At 58.3% G+C, this 23,210-nt stretch carries 18 protein-coding genes; 5 read left to right on the top strand and 13 right to left on the bottom strand.

Features of this window, described 5'->3' with window-relative positions; all coding sequences use genetic code 11:
- Positions 1-900: 900 nt before the first annotated feature.
- Positions 901-2,253: an MFS transporter gene (gene tcuC / locus AKN84_RS14250; protein ID WP_050421376.1), complete on the top strand. Its 1,353-nt coding sequence runs from the start codon at positions 901-903 to the stop codon at positions 2,251-2,253.
- Positions 2,254-2,347: 94 nt separating this feature from the next.
- Here tcuC and AKN84_RS14245 read toward each other — a convergent pair whose 3' ends face one another.
- The 13 genes from AKN84_RS14245 to AKN84_RS45270 all read right to left on the bottom strand — a co-directional run bounded on the left by AKN84_RS14245 (position 2,348) and on the right by AKN84_RS45270 (position 18,184).
- On the bottom strand, positions 2,348-3,190 hold the full coding sequence (locus AKN84_RS14245) for an electron transfer flavoprotein subunit beta/FixA family protein (protein WP_050421324.1): 843 nt from the start codon (positions 3,188-3,190) through the stop codon (positions 2,348-2,350).
- A 218-nt stretch (positions 3,191-3,408) separates the two neighbouring features.
- On the bottom strand, positions 3,409-5,235 hold the full coding sequence (gene nifA, locus AKN84_RS14240) for a nif-specific transcriptional activator NifA (RefSeq protein WP_050421323.1): 1,827 nt from the start codon (positions 5,233-5,235) through the stop codon (positions 3,409-3,411).
- 176 nt (positions 5,236-5,411) lie between these two features.
- Positions 5,412-6,248 carry an SDR family NAD(P)-dependent oxidoreductase gene (locus AKN84_RS14235; protein WP_050421322.1) on the bottom strand — a complete coding sequence of 279 codons (837 nt, stop codon included), beginning with the start codon at positions 6,246-6,248 and terminating at the stop codon, positions 5,412-5,414.
- Between the two features lie 1,167 nt (positions 6,249-7,415).
- Positions 7,416-8,522, bottom strand: a complete 1,107-nt coding sequence (locus AKN84_RS14225) for a nodulation protein NodZ (RefSeq protein WP_128970786.1) — start codon at positions 8,520-8,522, stop codon at positions 7,416-7,418.
- Positions 8,523-8,704: 182 nt separating this feature from the next.
- Positions 8,705-10,720: a carbamoyltransferase family protein gene (locus AKN84_RS14220; protein WP_050421374.1), complete on the bottom strand. Its 2,016-nt coding sequence runs from the start codon at positions 10,718-10,720 to the stop codon at positions 8,705-8,707.
- Positions 10,721-11,031: 311 nt separating this feature from the next.
- On the bottom strand, positions 11,032-11,820 hold the full coding sequence (locus AKN84_RS14215; RefSeq protein ID WP_050421373.1) for an ABC transporter permease: 789 nt from the start codon (positions 11,818-11,820) through the stop codon (positions 11,032-11,034).
- 3 nt (positions 11,821-11,823) lie between these two features.
- Positions 11,824-12,744, bottom strand: a complete 921-nt coding sequence (gene nodI / locus AKN84_RS14210) for a nodulation factor ABC transporter ATP-binding protein NodI (protein ID WP_128970785.1) — start codon at positions 12,742-12,744, stop codon at positions 11,824-11,826.
- A 1-nt stretch (position 12,745) separates the two neighbouring features.
- A complete protein-coding gene (gene nodU / locus AKN84_RS14205; RefSeq protein WP_050421320.1) occupies positions 12,746-14,455 on the bottom strand; it encodes a nodulation protein NodU in 1,710 nt (569 codons plus the stop codon).
- 13 nt (positions 14,456-14,468) lie between these two features.
- Entirely contained in the window at positions 14,469-15,098 is a 630-nt protein-coding gene (nodS, locus tag AKN84_RS14200; protein WP_050421319.1) for a nodulation methyltransferase NodS, read from the bottom strand.
- Positions 15,099-15,110: 12 nt separating this feature from the next.
- On the bottom strand, positions 15,111-16,487 hold the full coding sequence (gene nodC, locus AKN84_RS14195; protein ID WP_128970784.1) for a chitooligosaccharide synthase NodC: 1,377 nt from the start codon (positions 16,485-16,487) through the stop codon (positions 15,111-15,113).
- A 17-nt stretch (positions 16,488-16,504) separates the two neighbouring features.
- Complete coding sequence (nodB, locus tag AKN84_RS14190; protein WP_050421318.1) at positions 16,505-17,164, bottom strand: chitooligosaccharide deacetylase NodB; 660 nt, start codon at positions 17,162-17,164, stop codon at positions 16,505-16,507.
- Positions 17,161-17,793 (bottom strand): NodA family N-acyltransferase, encoded by a 633-nt coding sequence (locus tag AKN84_RS14185; protein WP_050421317.1) that lies wholly within the window; start codon positions 17,791-17,793, stop codon positions 17,161-17,163. Before AKN84_RS14185 ends, nodB begins: the two co-directional genes overlap by 4 nt.
- A 55-nt stretch (positions 17,794-17,848) precedes the next feature.
- Positions 17,849-18,184 carry a hypothetical protein gene (locus AKN84_RS45270; protein WP_128970783.1) on the bottom strand — a complete coding sequence of 112 codons (336 nt, stop codon included), beginning with the start codon at positions 18,182-18,184 and terminating at the stop codon, positions 17,849-17,851.
- A 443-nt stretch (positions 18,185-18,627) separates the two neighbouring features.
- Between AKN84_RS45270 and nodD1 the strand changes: the two genes are divergently transcribed.
- From nodD1 to AKN84_RS14170, 4 genes are all read left to right on the top strand, one after another.
- Positions 18,628-19,572: a transcriptional regulator NodD1 gene (gene nodD1 / locus AKN84_RS14180; RefSeq protein WP_050421316.1), complete on the top strand. Its 945-nt coding sequence runs from the start codon at positions 18,628-18,630 to the stop codon at positions 19,570-19,572.
- A 636-nt stretch (positions 19,573-20,208) separates the two neighbouring features.
- Positions 20,209-21,204, top strand: a complete 996-nt coding sequence (locus tag AKN84_RS14175) for a LysR family transcriptional regulator (protein WP_050421315.1) — start codon at positions 20,209-20,211, stop codon at positions 21,202-21,204.
- Positions 21,205-21,802: 598 nt separating this feature from the next.
- The gene (locus AKN84_RS45265) at positions 21,803-22,012 is read left to right on the top strand and encodes a hypothetical protein (protein ID WP_128970782.1); all 210 of its coding nucleotides are present in this window, start codon (positions 21,803-21,805) and stop codon (positions 22,010-22,012) included.
- A 121-nt stretch (positions 22,013-22,133) separates the two neighbouring features.
- Positions 22,134-22,847, top strand: coding sequence for a MerR family transcriptional regulator (locus tag AKN84_RS14170; protein WP_193399655.1), 714 nt, complete (start codon positions 22,134-22,136; stop codon positions 22,845-22,847).
- Positions 22,848-23,210 lie beyond the last annotated feature (363 nt).

Genomic DNA, 23,210 nt, shown 5'->3' with positions numbered 1-23,210 from the left:
GCACGCCCTTTGATTGAAGCGGCGATAATTCTGTCGGATTACGATCCAGATCAGTCCAATCCCGCGCATGGTTGGCGCCTCCAGGCATCACGCGCCGATTCATGGTGAGTTATTGGCCCGCCCAAAAGCATCGGGATTTTGCGTCACAGGAGGGGGCTCTGTTTGCGCGATCGAGCCTCGCTTGACGTCGGTCGCAAGATGCATGGAAATCCCGCGGTTTCTGCTCATTGCTCATTTTTGACTGGCTACGCGCTTGGGACAGCGCTTCTAGAAGGAGGCGTGTCTACCGCGCTCTTAGGAGCTTCCGCCGCGATCTGCGCGAGATGTCGGCAGCTCGCCCCCACGAGCGTCTGAGAAAACACCGCCGCTGCTCTTACCCGTTCCGCCTGCACTCGTCCGCTCCTGTGGTCTTGCACGTTTCTAGCAATCGCCGTGCCAACCCTGGTCTCGCGCCATAAGTTTCGGAATAGTTTGGTAAAACGTTCATGCCGGCTCGTCAGGACAGGTGTCCTGAGTCTGACACGGTTTGCATGGCTGTCGGAAATCGAGCGGCGAATAAGTGCCAGCCTCTGGCCACGAGGGGCATACGTCCTTGACCGCCAGAATCCCCCGAACAAGCATCATAGCTGCCGTGAGCCGGCAAACGAATCGCCTCAGGTATTCGTCAATTCTAGTTTGAGGTGAAGTGCGCTTGCGGCAATTGGCGTTGAGATCTGCTGGTGCTCCGCGAACTGGCGCTGAAATATGTGCACTAATCTAATTATCGCCGAAAATACGCCGGAAAGATCAGGCGCCTTCCGCTCGGCCGGTAATGTCACCAATGACGAAGTCACGGCCTGATGCAATTGGGCTGGCGTGAGGTTTTCCGAACCGGCCATTTTTGACGGGAAGGAAACTCGCTTGTCACAGACACTTATTCAGCACGGGACGGTTAAATCGCGCGTCAATGCGATCCTGCGTGCAACCAGCGGCAATTTCCTGGAGCAATTCGACTTTTTCCTGTTTGGCTTTTACGCCAGCGCTATCGGACGAGCCTTCTTCCCATCCGAAAGTGAAACAGCCTCGTTGGTCAACACTTTCGGCGTGTTCTGGTTGGGTGCCTTAATGCGTCCAGTAGGCGCAATCGTCCTCGGCGCCTATATCGATCAGATCGGCCGTCGAAAAGGCCTGATCATCACACTATCGATCATGGCGATCGGCACTGTCATTATCGCTTTCTGTCCCAGTTACGCGACCATTGGCATTGCAGCCCCGATTATCGTTTTGGCTGGACGGCTGCTGCAGGGTTTTTCCGCCGGCGTCGAGGTCGGCGGCGTTTCAGTCTACCTGGCGGAGATCGCAACCCCAGGCAATCGCGGCTTCTATACATCCTTTCAATCCTCTAGCCAGCAGGTCGCGATCTTTGTCGCGGCGAGCGTGGGCTACCTGCTGAACGAGTCGATGCCGGCCGAAACCGTCGCCTCCTGGGGGTGGCGCATTCCGTTTTTTCTCGGCTGCCTTATCATCCCGCTTATTTTCCTTCTTCGTCGAACACTGGAGGAAACGCCGGAATTTCTGGCGATGAAGAAGCATCCGAAAGCCCGCGAGATCTTTGCCTCGGCGCTGGTCGGCTGGCGCATAGTCGTTCTCGGAATGATGATGGCGATCCTGAGCACAACGACCTTCTATTTCGTCACCGTTTACACGCCCACTTTCGGCAAGACAGTCTTGAAGCTGTCCGCTCAGGATGCTCTCCTGGTGACGCTCCTGGTCGCCATGACCAATTTCATCTGGAATCCAATTGGCGGCGCCGTCTCCGACCGTATCGGCCGAAAGCCAGTTCTGCTCGCCATTGCCGGCCTTGCATTGATGAGCGCGTATCCGGCTTTGAACTGGCTGGTAAGCGCTCCCACCTTCGGCAAGATGTTGGCGGTCGCGATGATGTTCTCGTTCTATTTTGGCACCTACAGCGGAACTATGTTGGGCGCGCTCGTTGAGATCGTGCCCGCGCATGTGCGCACAACTTGCTTTTCCCTGGCCTTCGCACTCGCGGCCGCCTTGTTTGGGACCTTTACGCCGTTGGCCTCGACCTGGCTCATTGAGCGGACCAACGACAAGGCTTCACCGGCGTATTGGCTGATGTTTTCAGCCACGCTCGGCATCATCGCGGCACTGACCATCTATCGGGGCACCGCCAAACCGTCGAGAACCGCGGACCGTTCACACCCTGAACCAAATGATAACACCTTGGGCGTGCAAACGGCATCGCCCTAGCATGGTGCTCCCGGATGCAGACAGGTTTCGCCTCGTCGTCACCGCCATCTCGAAGCTGGACTTGTGTTTTGGTCTGACTGACCTTCTATCCAGATCAAGCATCACGGGCTGATACCGCAAGATCGGCTTCGAGCTTGGGTTGATACTTGAAAATAGCGTCTATCAGCGCCTGCGCGGGTTGCTCCGTGGCCTCAACCAAGGCCGCCTTCTCGGCGCGTGCAGAGGGGGCGAACACTCGCTTGACGACGGTCGGTGAGCCCTTGAGACCGCATTTGGAGATGTCCTCAACGCCTGCGTCGTGCGCGCTCCATTTCACGATCGGCGCCCGTGCGGCACGTAAGGCATCCGCCATCGCGCCGCGCCGAATCTGGTTTGTCGCCTCCAGCATGGTGACGAGACAGGGCAGCCTCGTGTGCAGGACCTGGATACCACCTTCGGAACGTCGTTCCGCTTCGATTGTGTGTGCGGCGAGATCCAGGGATCTGACCTTGGCGACGTAGGTAAGCTGCAGCACGCCCAGGCGCTTTGCGATGCCGGGCCCAACCTGCGCGGTATCGCCGTCGATGGTCTGCTTGCCCGTGAAGATGAGGTTTACCGGGCCATATTCCTTGCCGATCTTTCGGATGGCTGTTGCCAGTGCATACGTCGTGGCAAGGGTGTCGGAGCCCGCAAAGCATCGATCGGTGAGCAGTACGGCGCGATCGGCGCCATAGGTCAGCGCCTTCCTCAAAGAGTCTTCCGCCGACGGCGGGCCCATTGTAAGCACGGTTATTTCGCCGCCAAACCGATCGCGCAGTTCCAGCGCGGCCTCAAGCGCAAAGAGGTCATATGGGTTGATGATGGTCGGCACACCCTGACGCATGATCGTATTGGTAACGGGGTGCACGCGAATCTGTGCAGAGTCGGGAACCTGTTTGATGCAGACGACATTGTGCACGGAGTTGCTCCAGAAGTTACGACACCGCGAAGAGAACAGCAAGTCTCGTACCACAACGACTCTCCTTGGACTGTGCTCGCCATTACAAAGGCCTGGACGGAGCCGATCGAGCGACCTGGCCCGGTTTTGTGAGGGACGAATACCGACATGCGTCGAAGCCGCGACAGCGCCGTGCCGCCGCCGGAAACGTTAGGTAAGTGACGCCAAGATCCTTGCGCTCAAAACCGCTTGATCTCGATTCCGTATTTCCTCAACGCGTAACCAATCTGACGCGGCGTTAGCCCCAGCAAGCGCGCTGCTTTTGCCTGCACCCATCCAGATTTTTCCATGGCTGCAATGACTCGCTCGCGATCGGCGATCTTCGCGCCACTTACGAGGACTGTGCCGGGAGGAGCAGCCAGCGAGGCCAACTCGCTGCCGCCTGGCGGAGCCGGCGCGGTCGCTTCAGGTAGCGGAGTGATCGACTTAGCCAGTACCGGCGCGCTCGGGACCGCCGGCATGATCATCTCCTCCGATGTACTTTTCCACAGCATGGCGGAAAGACATTGACCGTGGCAACAAGCGAAATCATTTCTCACGATCGCTGGCCCGGCGGACAGCGTCGCCGTGCGCTGAATGCAGTTTTCGAGCTCTCGGACATTCCCGGGAAAGCCGCAATTCATCAGCACATCAATCGCGCTCGCATCCAAGGTCAGCGTACGCCCGTTCTCGTTATTGAAGTTCCTGAGAAACTCGCTGGCCAGCAGCGGAATATCGCTGCGCCGCTCACGCAGCGGCGGCAGGAGCAAAGGAACGACGCTGATCCGATAGTAAAGGTCTGCGCGAAATTCGCTCTTTGCTACGGCCTCTTCCAGGTTCCTGTTGGTCGCTGCTATGACACGAACATCGACCTTGATGGTCTGGTTGCTGCCGACGCGCTCGAACTCCTGCTCTTGCAGAACTCGCAGCAATTTCGCCTGGAACGGCGCCGAAATCTCGCCGATCTCGTCTAGAAATAGTGTCCCTTTGTCAGCAAGCTCGAAGCGCCCCTTGCGCGAGCTGAACGCGCCGGTGAAGGCACCTTTTTCATGGCCAAACAATTCGGACTCCAGGACCGTCTCAGGCAGCGCCGCGCAATTCAGTTTGACGAAGGGCCGCTTGGCTCGAGATGACGACTCGTGAATGGCTTTGGCTACCAGTTCCTTTCCGGTCCCGGATTCACCGCGCAGTAGAACCGTGCTGTTCGATTTGGCTACGATCGCGATCTTCTCGAGAAGCCCACGGAGCGCCGGGCTGTCGCCAATGATGCCATGAACGTGGACCTTCTTACGATCCCGTGCAGGTTGCCTAAGCTCAAACAATTGCTTTTGTAGCCGGTCCTTCTCCACCATCAGCCGTTCGCGGTCGCAGGCGAACAAGCGGTGCAGCTTCACTGTCTGTCCCACCAAATTGGCGATCATGGCAAGCAGCCGTGTGTCGTAATCGAGCCGGAGACTCGACCTTTCGTCGCGGATACGGTCGACTGTCAGCGTACCAACGACCTTGGAGTCGATGCGAATTGGCACTCCGATGAACGAGACGGGTGTATTATCCGAGGCGCCCAGCACCTCGAGGTCGGCAGCGCTGAATGCCGGCTCGGCTGCCACATCCTCGGCGACAAGAGGCCGGTCCTCCGCGACGATTTGGTTGATCGCCTTCCGGGGCAAGCGCATCCGGTACCGTTCGTCGCTGCCTTCGCTCCAGCCGTCGCCCACGGTGATGTCTGGCATCCCGTCATCGTCGAACAGTGAGACGATGCCGTGTCGCATCTGCACAAACGATTGCAGAAGCTCGAGAACGTGGGCCAAGGTGACTTCAAGCCGGCAAGGAGCGGTCAGTATCTTCGATATTTCGAAGATGCCGGTCAGTGCGCTCTCGCGCAATGGCTCGACGGAGAACTCGCGTTGCGGCTCCACTTCTGAGGCAGGTCTTTCGCGTGCGGAAGCGATATGCAGCATGAGGCGGTCTCCGTTGTTTTGATCATCCTCCCTGGCGACTTGTTCCGGTTTGCGAGCTTCGTTAGGCATGTCATTCTCGATCTAGGGCCAAGTGTTGACGAGACGCCGTAGAAGCGTAACAGCTTTTCGTGGCACGACGATAAACTTTCAGTGCGTTTCTTTTGCGGAATGGATGCCCGACGTCAGCGTAGAACGCACGTTCCACTGCTGCAGCTCAAGTCAGCTGCCTCGCAAGGCGAGGCCGATCACAGATGTTGCCCACCGTTGATCGGCAGCTCGGCTCCCGTGACGTAGCTCGCAGCATCTGAGCACAGGAAGAAGATGACCTTGGCCACCTCATCGGGCGTTCCCACTCTGCGCAGCGGGATAGTGGGCACAAGACGCGCTTCGGTTTCGGGCGACAACATGTCCGTCGCGATTTCGCCGGGAGCGATCGCATTCACACGAATGCCGTGCGGCGCGTAATCATGTGCCATTTCGCGTGTGAGACTTGCAAGCGCCGCCTTCGACGTCGCATAGGCACTTCCAGCAAACGGATGCACCTTCGATCCGGCGATCGAAGTCACATTGACGATCGATCCTGACCCAGCTCTCAGCTCGTCAAACAAACCCTGCGCCAGCAGGATCGGAGCCACGAGATTGAGATGGAAGACCCTCATCCAAGTCTCGATGGACGTCGTCAAAGACGTTAGCCGGTCCCCATTAGGTGTTTTCGGCGAAATCCCGGCATTATTCACCAGGGCGTGCAACACTCCGCCGCTCAACCGTTTCTTCACCTCGCTCACCGCGCGCGGCAGCATTCGATGGTCGCTGAGGTCGATCTGGACATGATCCTCGTTCCCTGATTCCCACGGGCAGCGCTCGCCGTCGAACGGCTGGCGCGCGCAAGAAATGATACGCCAGCCGGCTTCTGAAAACAGCTTGGCAGTAGCGTGACCAATTCCGCGCGATGCGCCGGTTAGAAGCATCGTCTTCCCTTCTCCTCGATGCACGCCGGCTTTATCGGCATGAAACGGACAAGTCGAGTGCATCGCCAGCAGCGGGCTCGGGATCAGATCGTCATTTGGCAAATCGAGACCCACGCCACCCCCTCTCCTGTTGCGTGCTCGCGCACTCCAAGCAGGAATTGGGCCACCATAACCGAGGCAACGCCGCTCCGGCTTTGCGGCCTGGTGTCGCAGAACGCTTGGCAGGTTCGCAACGGCGCATTCGCTTTGCGACAACAATGGCATGTTAGCAACAAAAATGTCGGAACCACGCGCTCGCCTGGATGGATACGGGCCTGGAAGCGCGCGCTCTTTCCTGCTTGCGCAACCGCGAATCCGACAGCTGGGCAGCATTTGTCGCGGAGCAACGATCGGTCGGTACGGTCGGGCCTGTTAGCCGCGCCGTTCAGCGATCCGAAACTGACGTTATCATCCTGGCACGTCCGATTTCCCTACAGCTGCCCGACCTGACACGCACTGGCAGTCGCATATCGCCGCGAATTCCTTTCGCGCATCGTGAGCCGGTGCGCTGATTGTCTGAACGGCGTCCCCGGTCGCGCCTGCGTCAGTTGGGCGAGCGAGCGGCAGACGGCCTTGAGGGCTGTTGCGCCAATCGATCCTGGCCAGCAGATAGTTCAGCTACGCCGGAGACATCGTTTACGGTTCACCCGCGACCGATGACCCGATGATTCTTCCTTCTCCCTAGCCTTTTGGTGAACAAGTATACTCCCCGCCACGCGTGCCACCTTCACAAGATCGCTCCGGCGACCGCGGAAGACGAAGATGCGCGCTCAGCGGGCCCAGCATCTTCTACGTCCTACACTTCAGCTGCCAACGGCGGAACGCTCCTGGCATCAGACTGTCTCAAGCCACACCCGCGCCTTCGAGGTCCTGGAAAGGAGGCACTGTTGGCTCATTTTTCAGAGCATGGCGCTGCTCGACCTCCCAAGGAGCAAGCATCAATGCATACCATCCCCTCTAACGTCGGCCGCGGTGATATGGGAGCGCAGCCTTGTCCGACGTCAGGACCAGCCAAATTCCCAAGGTTCGCGCGAGGCGAAGACGGAGATTGGCGCGCACCTTTTTAGCGCGGCGGGGCAATTGTTGATCGATGTCGCGCTTCGCACTCCCGAGGGTTAGCGTCCTCCAGGGTAACCTCGCTGCCAGCGGCCACTTCGCCAACGATTTTACGCCCGGAAAACACGTGATAGCACTTTTTGATGCAAAGAGCGGCCATCAAATCAATGAGGCAAGCTACGACGTTCATGCCGTCACGACCTCTTGGGAGGATTCTTCAATCAAGATTAGTCGGCCCGGATCGTTTAGGTCGAACTCTATGACGCGTGGCACAAACAGGCGTGCATAGCGTGTGAAAGCGCTTGTCGGAGGAAAACGGATTGCAGTGTCGCACCGCGCGAGGAGATACATTTCGGTAAGGGCGGCAAAGCCGCCCTCGGCTCCGAGCGCCCCGCTGTGCAACGGTCCGGCCTGAGGCGGCTTGAAGCGCTTGGGAATCGTGAAAACATCAGGAAATATCGCCGAAACCTGCTCGAGGACGTGCGCGCTGTCCGTGCACAGGAACGCCCTCACGGGCTTTGTGTGCGGCAACGCCTTGGCCCTTTCAATCGCATTACAGACCTGTCGCAGGGCGCGCTCCGGATCGGTCCAATACGGAGCATGCCCCATAATGTCCTCGCCGTTGCCGTGTCGAACATGAATGCCGATCATACTGTATGGCTCAAAGTGCTCGCGATAAATGGCATCAATCCGGGCCTGACTCTCAGGGCGTGGTTTGATGCTCCGAAAGATTTCTCGTTCTGCTTCTTGATCGCAGCGCCACATCAGGCAGGCGTCACAAACGACAGTGTTCGCATCGCTGTCTTGCTGGCTTTGAAACAGTTGATCGAGTTCGTCGCGCTCTCGGAAAATTTGCTCGTCCGGCCGATAGACGCAGTCGATCGATGGCTTATTCCACCAACTCGGAAAGAATGGTCCTGGAAACGAGCGCTGATTGATCTGGTCGTCGCAAATCACCCGTACGCCGGCAATGTCCTGAACCGGTTCAAAGAACACTGGAAAGGCATTGATGAACGGCTGGTCGAGATAACAAGACCCCCGCCAATCGATGACCAGGTTCCGCCCGGTCCGCTGTGCAAAACGCCAAGCAGCCGCCAGCGACCACAGGCAGTCGCCGAATCCCGTACGTCGTCGGGACACTACGAACCTATCATTCTTCGAACCGCTCTGCATGGCCTCTTCCCGGGCTCCTGGTTGGACAAAAGACGCCATTGCAGACGTCTCATGTATCATCTCGTCCGACGTCGCGGTCTGAAATTGCGGTGCCGGCGAGCTGCGTCGGTAGAACTTCATATCAGTGCTATCCGTGATGCGCCGAGATCTCGCAACACTTTCCGTCTTTTCTTGAGCGGTGTTGCGGCGACGTGCCGATTTCAGCCGGATGGCCGATGCCCCCTCCGTGCGTCGGACGGCCTGGCCTCCTCACATGCAGGCATAGGCATGGCCATGCTCATGAGTTACGGCTATGTTTTGCTTTACACTTTATTGCGGTCGCAGGCCGCGCGCGGCGGATGCAGACGAATGCCTCGCAGCTCCCACACGAGCCGCAATTCCTTCACGAGATCTTCACGCTTGTCCTGGCCCAGCATGGTTGCGTCGAGCAGACAGCCGAGCGACGCCTCGCCCTCGACCCGCATCAACATCTCGAAAAGCTCATGTGAGATGCGCATACTATCGTAGGCGGAATGTCCCGTGCGGATCTCGCAGACCGTCTCCTGACGATCTACCGCTACGTGAGAGCGGACACGATGAAGCGATGCATAGGGTGGCAATGAAACGCCCAGTGCGCTCCAATCCTGCAATGTTGCCGTCCGCTTCTTGACCAGGAACGGCCCGACCACAAGTCCGTCCAAATCGGTCGTCAAGAACGTAACGATCGCGTCTGACACCGAATCAACGATCGGCTCGGCATTGTTGTTAAACGACGTGTTTAGAAGAATCGGTATTCCAGTTCGCTTCTTGAACTCGTTGATTAAATCCCAATAAGCGGGGTTTGTCTCGCGCGACACCGTTTGCAGCCGAGCGGTCCCGTCAACGTGCGTGATCGCACCGAGCACGCTACGCTGGGCTTCACGCACGCGAACCACAAAGTTCATGAACGGCAGCTCCCTCGTGCCGCCTGGAAGCTCGAAGAACTCGCTCGCATGCTCTACCAGTACAGACGGCGCAAACGGACGATAACTCTCGCGCTTTTTGACCATCTCGTTAATTCGGTTCTTGTTATCGGCTGGCCGCGGGTCCGCAAGAATGCTGCGGTTACCAAGCGCACGTGGGCCGAACTCAGAGCGGCCCTGAACCCAGCCGATTACAGCGCCATTTGCCATCCAGTCTGCCGCACTGGATGCTATGTCATCACTTCGTTGAATGTCGAGGTGGCCTGACCATGCGTTGAGCTCACGCTCCACGGCTTGCTCATTGCCGAGATCGGGCCCCCAATAAACGTCCGGCAGTCGCTCGCGCGGCGCCGGCCTGCCCAGCTCATTTGACACGATCAATGCAGCGCCGAGCGCGCAACCGGCGTCGTGCGCCGCGGGTTGAACAAAGATGTCGTCAAATAGCCCGGAATAAAGCAGCTTACCGTTCAGCGTGCAATTATGGGCTACCCCTCCAGCCAGGCACAAGCGTGCTATGCCTGTCGCTTCACGATGGTGCCGCAGGATGTGAAACACGATCCGCTCCAGCGCCTCCTGCAACGAAGCGCTGACATCTCGATGTTGTTGGGTGAATGGCATTCCTTTTCGCCGAACCTCGATGTGGCGGACCAGGGCCGGAGCGATCCGATCCAGGTGAACGCGATAGCCACCCTTGTCCAACAACTCGTAGAACTGCGCGAAGAGTTCGCGATAGGGAGCGGGATCACCATACGGGGCAAGCCCCATCACTTTGTACTCGTCGAACAACCCGTAGCCGAGATATCGGATCGTCTCGAGATAGAACAGCCCCAGGGAGTTACGTTCCGGGAAGCTTGCAAGTTGCGCAATTTCGATGCCAGACCCCACCGCCAATAAGCCGGAGAGAAAATCGCCACTACCGTCGATCGTAAAAATGAGACTTTGTTCGAACCCCGACATGGCAAACGCGCTCACGGCATGCGCTTCATGGTGATTTACGAAGGAAAGCCGCGACGGATCGATCTCGGCGTCGAACTCCCGTGCCAGCAGCTGGCGCATCAACAGTTTGGCGTCCAACGGAACGGGCTTGGAAACAGAAAGACGCTCGAGCATTGTATTGCAGTAGGCTTCAGTCGCGTAGAACGCGATACGGTCGATCTCGCCGAGCTCAACTCCTGCGGTAGAAAGGCAGTATCGGATGGAGTTGCTCGGCAACTTGTTGGAGTGCTTGACGCGGTTGAGGCGCTCCTCTTCGACGGCAGCAATCACGCGGCCATCCTGCACAAGAACCGCAGCGCCATCGTGAAGAAATGTACTCGGCAGCTCCGGCGAGCTTTCATAGATTCTGTCAAGACCACCACTTATTCCTAGGCACAACATCCAGCTCTCCATTTGATCATGGCGGAACGACAACTGCGTTCCACCTATCCAATCTGTGCGATCACGCTCCGTCGGGTGCGCGGGCCAGACAACACAATACAACTTTGCAAATCCGTCTCGGCGCTTAGCGACAGGCGCTCAGAATGTAGCGGTGCAGCCGTCAGCACCGATCGACCGAACAGACGGCCAGAGACCTTGCTCGATCGCGGCCTCTCAAGTCCATTGCACCGGCCGCTGCGACAGACCAGGTCATCCCGAGCTACCGCACGACGCATCTGACTGTGAATTTCTCCATTCTCGCTGAACTCACGTCAACGCAGCAGACGGCGCCGAAATACTGCTATCGACGCAAAAAAGGGCAAGACCGTGTAAACGCAGAGCGCAGCAACATGCAGGACAGCACTGTCGACACCGCGTTCAAGCATCGCTGGGCGAATAAGGTCGACCGAATGTGCGAGAGGTAACAAGCCGACGAAATGCTGAAATGAGCCGGGCAGTTGGCTCGTCGGAAAGACCACGCCACACAAGAACACCATAGGACTAAGAACAAGTGTCTGGTAAAACACGAAGTAATCGTAACTTGGCGCGAGAGATATGACGACCATGGCCAGGCTGGCGAAGACAAGGCCAGTAAGGGCGATTGTTGGCATCGTATATAGAATGGATAGCCATGATGCATAACCCAGCGTGACAGCGACGATCCCGATCGCTGTTCCGGCCAGAACGGACTTACTGGCCGCCCACACCAGTTCACCCAAAACGATATCGCCAAGCGTGAGCTCAGTGGAGAGGATTGCTTCCCAGGTACGCTTGGCGTCCATGCGTGCAAAGGCTGCATACAAGGTTTCAAAGGTCGCGGACGTCATGGCACTGGTCGCGACCATGCCTGCCGCCAGGAACGCGATGTACGACGTCCCCTCAACGCGCCCCACGATCAGCCCAAGGCCAAAGCCGAGGCCAAACAGATTGGTCAAGGGATCTGCGAGGTTGCCGAGAATCGATGCAAGCGCCACTTTCTTCCATGCTAGGAAGTTCCGGCGCCATACCGCGATCCAGTTGTACGCGTTAGTGGGCATCACCGCCGCATAACTTTCACCCATCACTCACTTCTCCATCTCGCGCCCGGTCAACCGCAAAAACACGTCTTCGAGATTTGGGGAGCGCTGCAGAACACGAAGTCCCGCTCGTCCCCGCAGTTGCACGCGGACCTGCTCCGGATATGGCGCATAACAGAAGAGCGTCTCTCCACTCACTTCGATGTGCCGCGCATGGGGCCTGATCAGCTCGCGGAGCTGATGTGGATCACCTCCATAGATTTCGACCACGTTGCAGCCAATATGCTCGTCGATTAGCACATCTGGCTTGCCTTCGGCGATCTTGCGTCCACCCTCGAGGACACACAGCCGATCGCAGAGGCGTTCGGCCTCTTCCATAAAGTGAGTGGTCAAGAGAATCGTCTTGCCCCGCGCCAGTAGAACTCGCAGACGCTCCCAAATCAGGTGGCGGGCGTGCGGATCCAAACCAGTCGTCGGCTCGTCCATCACGAGCAGATGCGGGTCATTTATTAGCGCGCGTGCCAAGGTCAGTCGCCGCTTCATGCCACCCGACAGTTCTGAGACCCGTGCGTTCGCCTTGGTTTCGAGCCGCGCGAACTCGAGCAGCGACGGTACGACGGCCTCGATCTTGCGGGCGCTCATGCCAAAATAGCGACCAAACACCAGAAGATTCTCGCGTACGGTAAACTCAAGCTCAAGGTTGTCGAACTGCGGTACGACACCGATCCGCATGCGTGCGACACGAGCGCGCGCCGGTACAGGTTCATTGAGTACCATTATCTTGCCTGCGTCCGGCGAGATCATGCCGAGGAGCATACGGGCGATCGTGCTCTTGCCGGCTCCATTTGGCCCGAGTAGACCAAAGCACTCTCCGCGGGCAACCGAGAACGACAGTTCATCGACGATAGTTCTGCCGCCAAATGACTTTCTGACGCCGGCAAGGTCGATTGCTACCGTGGACATGCTCATCTTAGGCCGACTGGAGCCGTTTGGCCGGCGGTTGCTTCCTTATGACCGGCTTAGTCCAAAGCTGGCCGTCACACCACACATGCTCAACGCGCCCCCATTGACAGGCCGCCGCGGCGTCCGGAAAGAATCCACGCCCGTTCAAGTTCGCGCTCGTGTTGCAGAGCAACGGAAGCCCTGTAAGGCGCTCGAATTCGACGAGAAGCTCAGCGACTTTGTGTGGAGAGCTGCGGGAGATTGTCTGCAGTCGCGCCGAACCGTCCAGATGGATGACAGCGGGAATCTTGTCGCACCATTCCGCCCTGGTCTGATGATCGAACAGCATGTAGGGGTCCGGCGTACCTGGGTTGAATATGTCTGGCGCGCGATCCTCCAAGCAGATCGGCGCCACCGGTCGGAAGTGCTCACGACACTTAATGTCGTTGAGATGATCCTTCATAGCCGGTGACGTCGGAGCCGCCAGAATACTTCTGCCGCCCAACGCGCGCGGACCCAGCTCGGCGCGCCCGGACAGGAACACTACCGGCTTGTTGTCGGCGAGAATGGCGGCAAGCTCACGCAGACTGCACGGCTCGGCCTCCCATTCCGAGACCCCCTCGGTGGCCTGCAGAGCGGGACCGCTGTAAACCGACCATTCCAACGGTCCAAACCCATTTCGCGCCGCCATCGCCGCGCAAGCAGCACCTATTGCCGAGCCGCTGTCATTCGGGAAAGGCGGTACCCACACCTCATCGAACAGGCCCGTCGCGCGAAGCGCACTATTCCACTTGATGTTGAGACCGCACCCTCCTGCCACACATAGATTTCGCGCGCCCGGAAGAGATGAGTGCTGCAACAGAACCATCGCGATTTCCCGAACCAGAAGACGTTCCAGGAACGTATGGAACGAGGCAAGGATGTCCTCCGCTCGTTTGCCCGTAAGGCGCAATGCGCTTGCCTCGAAAAACTCGTGCGTGGCCGAAAGTAATGCTTCCGGATTGTGGATGTCTGCGCGGTAGCGACGAGCCTGCTCCGTGTCCGCGGCAAAGCGCTTCTCGTAGAGTTCTTGAAACACTGCGACAACGCCTTCGTCGACAGAGCCAAGCGCGATGTACGCCATCAGCTTGCCGGCGATGCCCAAATCCCAACTGGTGCGGCTCGGCTGCCTGTAAGGCCCGAAGTGAAGGCCGGCGGCAGCATAGGCCTGACCAATCATGGGAAACAGGGATCCCACGAGCCGCGCGCCGCGAGGTTCGACATAATAAAGGCGGGGAAAGATGGAGCCGTCCCATACCAGACAGAACGCGGGTTTTCCGGTACTGGCAAAGGGGCTGGTGCTATAGGCTGACGCAACGTGGCCCGTGACGTGCGGGTAACTTTTATAGGGAAAGACCTTGTCGCCGAGGATCAGGCCAAAGCCTTCGACGGAATCAAGAAGGCCCTCAGCATGACGCTCGACATATGGCCCCCCTTTCAGCGTGATCGGCACCGCTCCACTAAGGATCTGGAACCGCGACTCGATCTCTCCATCCCAGCCATCGATGACGAACTGATCAATGTCTCGCGGATCAAGACCATGCTCCGCCAACACACGCACGACATCATCGAGGTTGTCGATGGATTGATAGCGTGCGTTGTTACCGCGCTTTTCCTGCTCGGTGCAAAAGACGAGCCGCCCGTCCTCGACGAGAGCAATTGCGCCGTCATGTGTTAATTTGATGCCGCAGATGCGCATACGACCCCCTGATCTAATGACCGACAATTGAGTGTTTTAACGACTGCCCCGACTTCCGGAACAGGACGAGCAAGCAGTCTTCGTTGACCGATGTGGTTTGGCAGTGCAGACGCTCCACCTCCAACAAGCTCTCCTTGAAGAGAGAGATCACCGTCTCGGCACCAGCGGCATGACCCCAGTGTCGACAGGTGGCATCACGCGCGGACCCGAACACCAGAGCGCCGTCTGGGGCAAGCATGCTCACCAGGTTGCGGACCGCCGCGTGCATCTCGGAAACGTCATTGAGATAGTAGAGAACCTCGGCGACGACGATCAGATCGAACTTCTCTGTGGTCGAAAACTGCTGAATATTGCAGGTTATCCAATTTATATGTGACCGATGCCCGGTCCGCAGGCGCGCCCGTTCGATCGCCTGCGGCATGACATCGACCACCGTTAGGCGTTGGCAACGCGGTGCAAGCATTTCCGTGAATGCCCCGGCTGCGCATCCGACCTCGAGGGCATGCTCGACACCCCCATTGCAAGACGACATCCGGAGTATTTGCGCGTACCGTTCCTGCTCGAACGCACTGCTGTCGAGATGCCATGGATCATCCACAGCGAGCTCGCGTTCCAGTAATTGATGGTTCTTGTACACAGTCATGCGCCGATCGACCTACTTATACCCGCTCGATCGTTTCCGACCGCAAATACTCTGCGGCGCCGCCAAGCGCGATGGACGGTGAGGAACCACCGGCTTCGGAATTGTGCCAGAAGCCCCCCCTGTAGCCACAGGACCTGCTGCACTGTTCGGCGCCGGCAGGACCGCCCGCTCATCTCCTTCAGTCGGCTCGCTGACGATCGTGCGCGACAGCCAATCGCTGTTGCTCAATGTACAAAGGGCATACGCTTTGAGTGGCAGTAAAAGAAAGATGTTTATCGGTGTGTGGAGCGAGAAGCCGAGAAATCGCAATTCCCCCGCCCGAAGTGCAGCTACACTGCACCGAACCATCGTCATCGCCGCGATGGTCAGGCCCGTCCACCAGGGTACAGATCCGCCGACTGCAAGCTCGGCAAGCGCAGCCAGTGCTGAAAGGGCGAGTAGCAGTGGGCCAAGATTCTGCCCGACAACGTCCAGTGTGAGGTAGCCATCGAGTTCCGGCAGCAGACGCAATGCGAGAAACGTATCGCGAAAGGTGCTGCGCGCCCAGCGCAGCTGCTGACGCAGGTATGGCCCGAGAGTGTCAGGGACGACTGTTGCTGCGATCGCGTCCGGGACATACTCAGTTCGAAAACCCGCCTTGAGCATGAGAATCGTTAGATGCCGATCCTCGCCGAAATCACTCGGCTTGCCGCGAAAGAACTGCGTTTCGTACTGATCAAGCAGCAGGGCAAGAGCAGAGCGACGATACATCGCACATGGACCGCAGCAGCACATGACCGCACCGAAGCGAGCTTGCGCCGCGCGCTCTTCGTTGCACGCCAACCAGTACTCCATGTCGATCAGACTGGTCAGCCATGTATCGTTGCGATTGCTCGCTACCAACTGGCCCATCGCGGCACCAATGTCGGGGTCCCGCATCTTCGCCGCAAGCTTGGTGACCACGTCAGCGGCCAGTATCGTGTCCGAATCGACGTTAAGCACCAAGTCACCGGACGAGCCGCGTATTGCGGCGATCTGCGCTTTGCGCTTGCCAACATTCCTGGCAAGCAAGATGATGCTGAAGCGCGCATCGTTGGCATAGATCTTATGTACAGGCCCCACAACGTCGCGATTTGCCGAGCCATCGTCGACCACATAGACCCGCAGCTCTCCTTCGTAGTCTTGCTTGGCGAGCGAATCCAAACACTGGGCGAGCGTGTCCGGCTTCTCGTTGAAGCAAGGCACGATAATATCCACACTTGGCAGAGCCAACGCAGATTGTCCCAGATCGCTCCGGAACGATGGGGTATTCCCCCGCTGCGCATACAGCGCCTGCGCGCTTTTGTAGATGGTCGAGAGCAGCGCGTAAGACGAAACCGCGACGGCGCTGGTTGTAGCGAGCAGGTCCATAGGGTGCCGATTGTTGTTCAGTGAAGCTGAGGGAGCGGGCGGATCACGAAGCCGCGGCGTTGTAGTGCTGGAACCATGTAAGAGAGCGCTCTAACCGTCTGATCCCGCCGAGTTGCATCAGCGCACGACCCGTCCTCATCAGGAGGATATCCGTCGTGCAGGAGAACAATCGAACCCGGTCGAACGGCTCGGAGCACCGAAGTCACAATTCTGTCCACCCCGGGCTGGGACCAATCCCTCGGATCGACCGACCAGTGCACAGCCGTAAGGCCAGCCTGCGCCGACGTAGCGAGCACCTCTTCGGTCCATTTACCGTAGGGCGCCCGCATGTGCCTGGGCGCGGCTTGCGGACATGCCGCACGAATTGCCTCGCTAGCCATTAGCACCTCACCACGCACCTCGGCCGGCCCACATCTGGACAGATCCGGATGCGTCATCGTGTGGTTCGCCACCTCGTGGCCTTGCGCGATCATCCGTCGAATGAGCTCGGGCTGCTCGGCTGCGTAGGTGCCGATCACGAAGAACGTCGCTGGCACCCGATGTTGCGTCAACACATCGAGAACCTCTGGCGTGCAGAATGGATTTGGCCCATCGTCAAAGGTCAAATAGACAGGAAAGCTTCCGCTCACATCAGCGTAGTCGCAAGGAACGGCAGACACCGGGACAAGCTCCTTCACAGCTCGGGCCCGTTCCGATCGATCATTGCGCCGGCGGGCCACTCGCTGATCGCGCTTTGAACCGGGAATACCACCACGATCACCTCTTCGATGCGGATCGGCGACAAATTTGGATAGACATCCGGAAGCGTAGAGCGGACGCGCAGGCCCGACATGAGGGTGGCGAGGCCCTGCCTTTGCACGAGTCGGGTAAGATGCTTCTCAAGCGCCGGCCGGACCGTCCCGAAGCCGAACGGGACTCCAAGTTCGTGCAGTATAGGATACATCACCCGCAGCGCGTGGCTGATTCCCTGTCCCTCGAGATCCGGCCGCACGGCATACAGCCCAAGTTCTGCCACGAGTAGATCGACTGCACCAATCTTGATGAAGCGGCGCAGTAGCCCGACGTGAGCAGCTACGCCATGGGCGTCGCGACCAATCACGCGGACCTCAGGCCTAGCGCCGGCCCAACTTCTGTTGCCTTCAAATGGCTGCGCATTGAAAGCACCGGTCGGCCCGTAACTCTTGCGAAAAAATTCGGCGAGCTCGGCATGCTCGGTAAGCCGCAGCTCGTTTTCCCAGCGAACGCTCCAATGAACTTGAGTACGCGCGGAAGGAGCTTCCGTGGCCCGAGATGCGACAATGTTCATGGCAGGATTTCCTACGCGAATAATCTCAAGAGCGGGGTCTGTCACACAAACTCACTCACCGGACGCAGATCGATCGAGAAATGCGCCGTCGCGTTTTGTTGGATGCCGGTTCTCCTTTGCGCGCCCGGCGCCGGAGCAGATCGCTTGGGGTGGCGCCTTTGTGTGCGATCAGCTGATCGCTCCATTGAGGCTTGTCATTCCGACCGAATGCTGTGCCGAAGGCGTACGGACGGGGCGATTTGATCGTGCAGATGTTATCTGCACCATGGAGCCCTTCTGCCTCGTCTATGACGGCCATCGGCGCTTTGCCGCTAGTGACCTGACCATCGATGCGGACCACCTCGTTGAGGGAGTGTCCCAGTGACACCAGATCAACTTGGTTCTCATGCATCTTCGACACGCCCCGAATGCGATTGACAGTCGAGCCAATGGACTGTCGCCAGATCTATTTGGCATCCGCAATCTGCGCCTGCCGCTGTATCGTGACACTAGGGCGATGCTGATCCGGCCCTCAAGTGTACGCGGGTAAACCGCCGATATGGAAAGGGTTGGAATACACATACGAAGGTTTACCGAGCGCTTCGCGTTGCAACGGATACGCGGGTTGCGCTGGTCAAGACCGACGCCACTCGTACGCCTTCGCGTTGAATAACCGCCCAAGAAGCCGACAGCAGCTGCTCGCGTTCAAGGGGTTGTCCAGAGTCCGCGCACGACCGACAGCCATCCTGGTGTTCCGACCATTTTCCAAACTGATGTTTGCTATCCAACATCCCGCAGTTTGGTAAAATCGATTGTTTCGATAGAATGCATCCACACGATGGATAGACTCAAAAGATGCGATTCAAAGGACTCGATCTAAACCTGCTCGTTGCGCTCGATGCTCTGATGACCGAGCGCAACCTCACCGCCGCGGCGCGTAAAATTAACCTGAGCCAGCCCGCTATGAGCGCGGCAATCGCGCGGCTGCGCACCTACTTCGGCGACGAACTTTTCACGATGCGCGGTCGAGAGCTCGTCCCGACACCGGGCGCGGAAACGCTCGCGGGTCCCGTTCGCGAGGCCCTCTTGCACATCCAAATTTCGATTATTTCGCGAGATTCGTTCGACCCTGCTCAGTCCAGCCGTCGCTTCAGGGTCATTCTCTCCGATTTCATGACAATCGTCTTTTTTCGACGAATTATGGACCGTATCGCACAGGAAGCCCCGGCTGTGCGCTTTGAATTGCTGCCCTTTTCGGATGAGCCCGACGAGTTGCTCCGCCGGGGTGAGGTCGACTTTCTCATTCTGCCGGAGTTGTTTATGTCGAGCGCTCATCCCAAGGCGACGCTGTTCGACGAGACTCTCGTATGCGTGGGATGCCGCACGAACAAGCAGCTGTCACGACAACTGACATTCGAAAAATACCTTTCGATGGGTCACGTTACGGCCAAATTCGGACGGGCGCTGAGGCCCAACCTGGAAGAATGGTTTTTGCTTGAACACGGCCTAAAGAGACGGATCGAGGTGGTAGTGCAAGGCTTTAGCCTTATCCCACCCATAATATTGGACACCCGCCGTATCGGCACGATGCCTTTGCGACTCGCTAGGCACTTCGAAAAGCGGATGCCCGTGCGGATTGTCGCACCACCCTTGCCTCTGCCCACATTCACCGAAGCATTGCAATGGCCTGCGTTCCACAACACCGACGCAGCGAGTGTTTGGATGAGGCGAATATTGTTGGAAGAGGCATCCAACATCGCATCGGGGCATCTCGAGACATCTACTCGCAGGCGATGTTAAGTTCAGCATAAGGCGATTCCGGCCGTGTCTCGAGTATTGCGGCACGCCATTAATTCTCCGCCGACGCTTTCCATTTCTCGACGCGCGATGTTGCAGACGCCTGACGTTCGATGACCAAGCGCTCCGAGGGCTTGGCAGGTCGAGCGCGTAATAATGTTCCGGCTGAGGTTGGGATACCGGCGATACAGGTCGACGGACACCCAGCGTTACTGCGGTACATAATCCTTATTGGTGTGCAAATGTCCGGCCCGTTCAATTATTCGCTTGAATCCCACGCTGCGTGAGGTTGTAGGCTGCGCGCCTTGGCTCGCGCTGCGTTAAGCGGCGGTCGACCGGGCGCACAGCCGAACTCACGGCTTTGGCGGAACAACTTGGACTGGTGCCAATAGTTAAGACCGGGTCTTGTTACGACGCGCGCGGGAGCGGCGAGCCTATTAGCTACGGGCTTGTAACGGTTTCCGGCCTCTGATGTCCGCCAACGGCCGAACTGTCCATTGTTGCGATGATTCCGCGACCTTCCTCTCGCGATCGCAAGGTCGGACGAAACCGATTCGGACCAGCCGGTGAGACCGCCCCAGACGTGGCCGCGGCCGGTCGTTTATACACCGCAAGCACGTTTGCGCCGGACAAGAAGATATGCGTTTCAAAGGACTGGATCTCAATCTTCTCGTCGCGCTCGATGCTCTAATGACCGAGCGCAGCCTGACTGCGGCGGCACGTAAGATCAGCCTTAGCCAGCCCGCTATGAGTGCAGCTGTCGCCCGCCTGCGCTCCTATTTTGGTGACGAGTTGTTTGTAATGAGAGGACGAGAACTTGTCCTGACCCCACGCGCGGAGGGACTCGCCGCTCCGGTTCGTGAGGCGCTGATGCACATTCAGCACTCGATTATCGCGCGGGAGGCCTTCGACCCTGCCCGATCGACCCGGCGGTTCAGGATCTGCCTGTCAGATTTCATAACCGTCGTATTCTTCCGCCACGTCGTGGAGCGCGTCGCGCGAGAAGCACCCAATGTCAGGTTCGAGCTGGTGACGCTCACCGATGAACACGATGAGCTACTTCGGCGCGGCGAGGTCGATTTTGTCATCCTGCCGGAACTATTCATGTCCGATACACACCCCAGAGCGGCCTTGTTCGAGGAGAGTCTCGTTTGCGTGGGCTGCCACACGAATAGTCACCTACTGAGGCGGTTGACATTTGATCGGTATATGTCGATGGGCCACGTTGCGGTCAAGCTCGGAGGCGCACGCAAGACCTTCGTCGAGGATTCCTTGTTACTCGATCTCGGCCTCAATCGGCGCATCGATATTCTTGTGCAGAGCTTCAGCATGATCCCACCCCTGCTAGTGGGCACAGGCCGCATAGGGACCATGCCCTTAAGGCTCGCAAAGCATTTTCAAAGAACCGCGCCGCTTCGGATTGCCACGCTTCCCCAGCCATTCCCCACCTTCACCGAGGCAGTCCAATGGCCAGTCCTTAATAACAGCAGTCCAGAAAGCATCTGGCTGAGAGAGATATTGCTGCAGGAAGCAGCTCGCATAGCAACTGCGCGTGAAGAGGCATTCAGCATTAGCGCTTCGGAACAAGCGGATGATGCCGGCCCCTTCGCACGATCGGTCTCGCCGTTAGCGTAAGGACGTTAGCAAAGGTGAGCGAACCCGGCCCCCGGACCGTGTCCCAACGCGTGCAATTTCGGATCGTCTCGCTCGAACTCATTGTCTCTCGTCAAAGCCCCTCATAGTTGACGACCCTCACAAGCCCGAGGCCGTCCTTCTCGCACCGGCGACGGGCTCGACGTAAAGCGGTCGCTCGAGCATTAGCCCGGCTTTGAGAGACAGAGAGGTCGCTACGTGCTCGCGCCAAAGCTATGCTGGCGCATTGCAAGCCCGGCTTGCGGCCGCGCCGCTCTCGAGACGGCAGGATCGGCTCGGCGGCTAATCACATCAACGCGGCGAATCGGTCGTGGCGCTCGCAATAATGAGCGGACGATCCGGACTCGTCGGAGACCCAGCACCACAGCGAACGCAGCGCCAATTGATTGTGCATATGAATGTTGGACTCGCTCCGTCGAAGCAAGGCATCGCACGCGCGTGTTGCTCTGTCGCATCACCCGAGAGCGCATCGCATCTTCGTCCCTCTGCGCCGCCGGTCTGACTTCTTTTGGCCGCACCTCGGCCAAACGTCTTGACGAGGTGCGCTATGCCGACGCAATGACGAACAAGGAGCCGTACGTTGGAGCAATACAGTGGAGTATTCGATCCCGAAGAGCTTTCTGTCTTAGGAAATCTTTTTGACAGGGCAGTCTCCGCGCTGCCGCCATCAATGCGAACTCCGGAAAATCGAACGGCGATCGCCAAACTCATCCTGGAGCGCACAGCGGCCAGCGACGCTCAGCTGGCATGCTTAACGAACCTGTTGATCACCATTTCCCCTCAGGGTTGATCGCGCGCCGTTCTAAGGATAGTCACCACTCCTGCGCTGGAATGGAAAACGATCCAGCTAGAGCTTTGAAATGGCTTGAATCCAACGTGACGTCAGGTTGTAGGCTTTGAAATTGAACAACATGAGCAAAGCTACACCAAGACGGCGTCGATGGCGCATTGGCGAACTTGCGGAAGCGACCGGAGTGACGGTACGCACGCTGCATCATTATGAACATACCGGCCTGTTAGCCGCTTCAGAGCGCACGGACGGCGGCCATCGGATGTACGACCGCGAAAGCATCCAGCGGGTTCATCAGATCCGGGCGCTACGTGAGCTCGGCTTCTCCCTTTACGAGATCCGTAAAGCTATGGAGGGAACGACTTCACTGACCGACCTATTGCGCAAGCATTTGGAGCGTATAGAGCTTCAAGTTGCTCGAGCAACGCTGCTGCGAGATCGATTGCGCAACATGACGACCGACAGTGACGTTCAGGTCAGCGTGGATGAGCTACCTGCCGCCTTGGACGCCATGTCGCGGGTTGAGACACGTAGTCAAACATCCCGATGCACATGCAAGTTGGCTGCAGAGCGCGAGGAGCGATGGCGACGCATTCGGGACGACCTCCGCGATTGTATGGATAGAGGCGAACACCCTTGCGGCGAGCGCGCGAAAGCCGTCGCGATTGCCGCGCGCCTGCTGATCGGCGAAATCGCTGGAGCGGATTCTCGGGTTTCGACGATCCTGAAGGTCCTCGCACGCCTAAGCGCCCCACGCAGTTTGGCTGGTTGGGATCCCTGCCTCATGCAATATCTCGATCTTGCCCTCTCCGGCCTGGAGGATCAGCCATACTGAGATCACTAAGGCGGCTTCGGACGGCTTGACCAGTCCGCTTGGCCGGCTCGATCGTCATGGCGGTTCGGCGTGATCCGCCGGCTTTGATGCACGGCGGCAGCTTTACCAATCACCGGTCAGATTTTCTGCGAGGGTCTCGGCGATCCGCCGCTTTCTCTGATGCATTGAGCGAAGCTCCCGATCAAGGAAGACTTGAATCGCACGTAACGTCAAATTGTAAGCTCCGCCATGGTCGTTGCCCGAGCTGACGCATGCTTCGCTTGGCGATCCTTACCTGCGGGCCCGCGCTGGCCGCAGACAGTTGGGCTTTAGATCGAGGTGAGCACTAGGAGTTCTGCAGTGTTGAATAGGTTTTACACTCCA

The sequence above is a fragment of the Bradyrhizobium tropiciagri genome (assembly GCF_001189845.1).
In the GTDB taxonomy this organism is placed as follows: Bacteria; Pseudomonadota; Alphaproteobacteria; order Rhizobiales; family Xanthobacteraceae; genus Bradyrhizobium; species Bradyrhizobium tropiciagri.
Note: the sequence above shows the minus strand (reverse complement) of the source record. Positions and strands in the feature narration are given on the sequence as shown.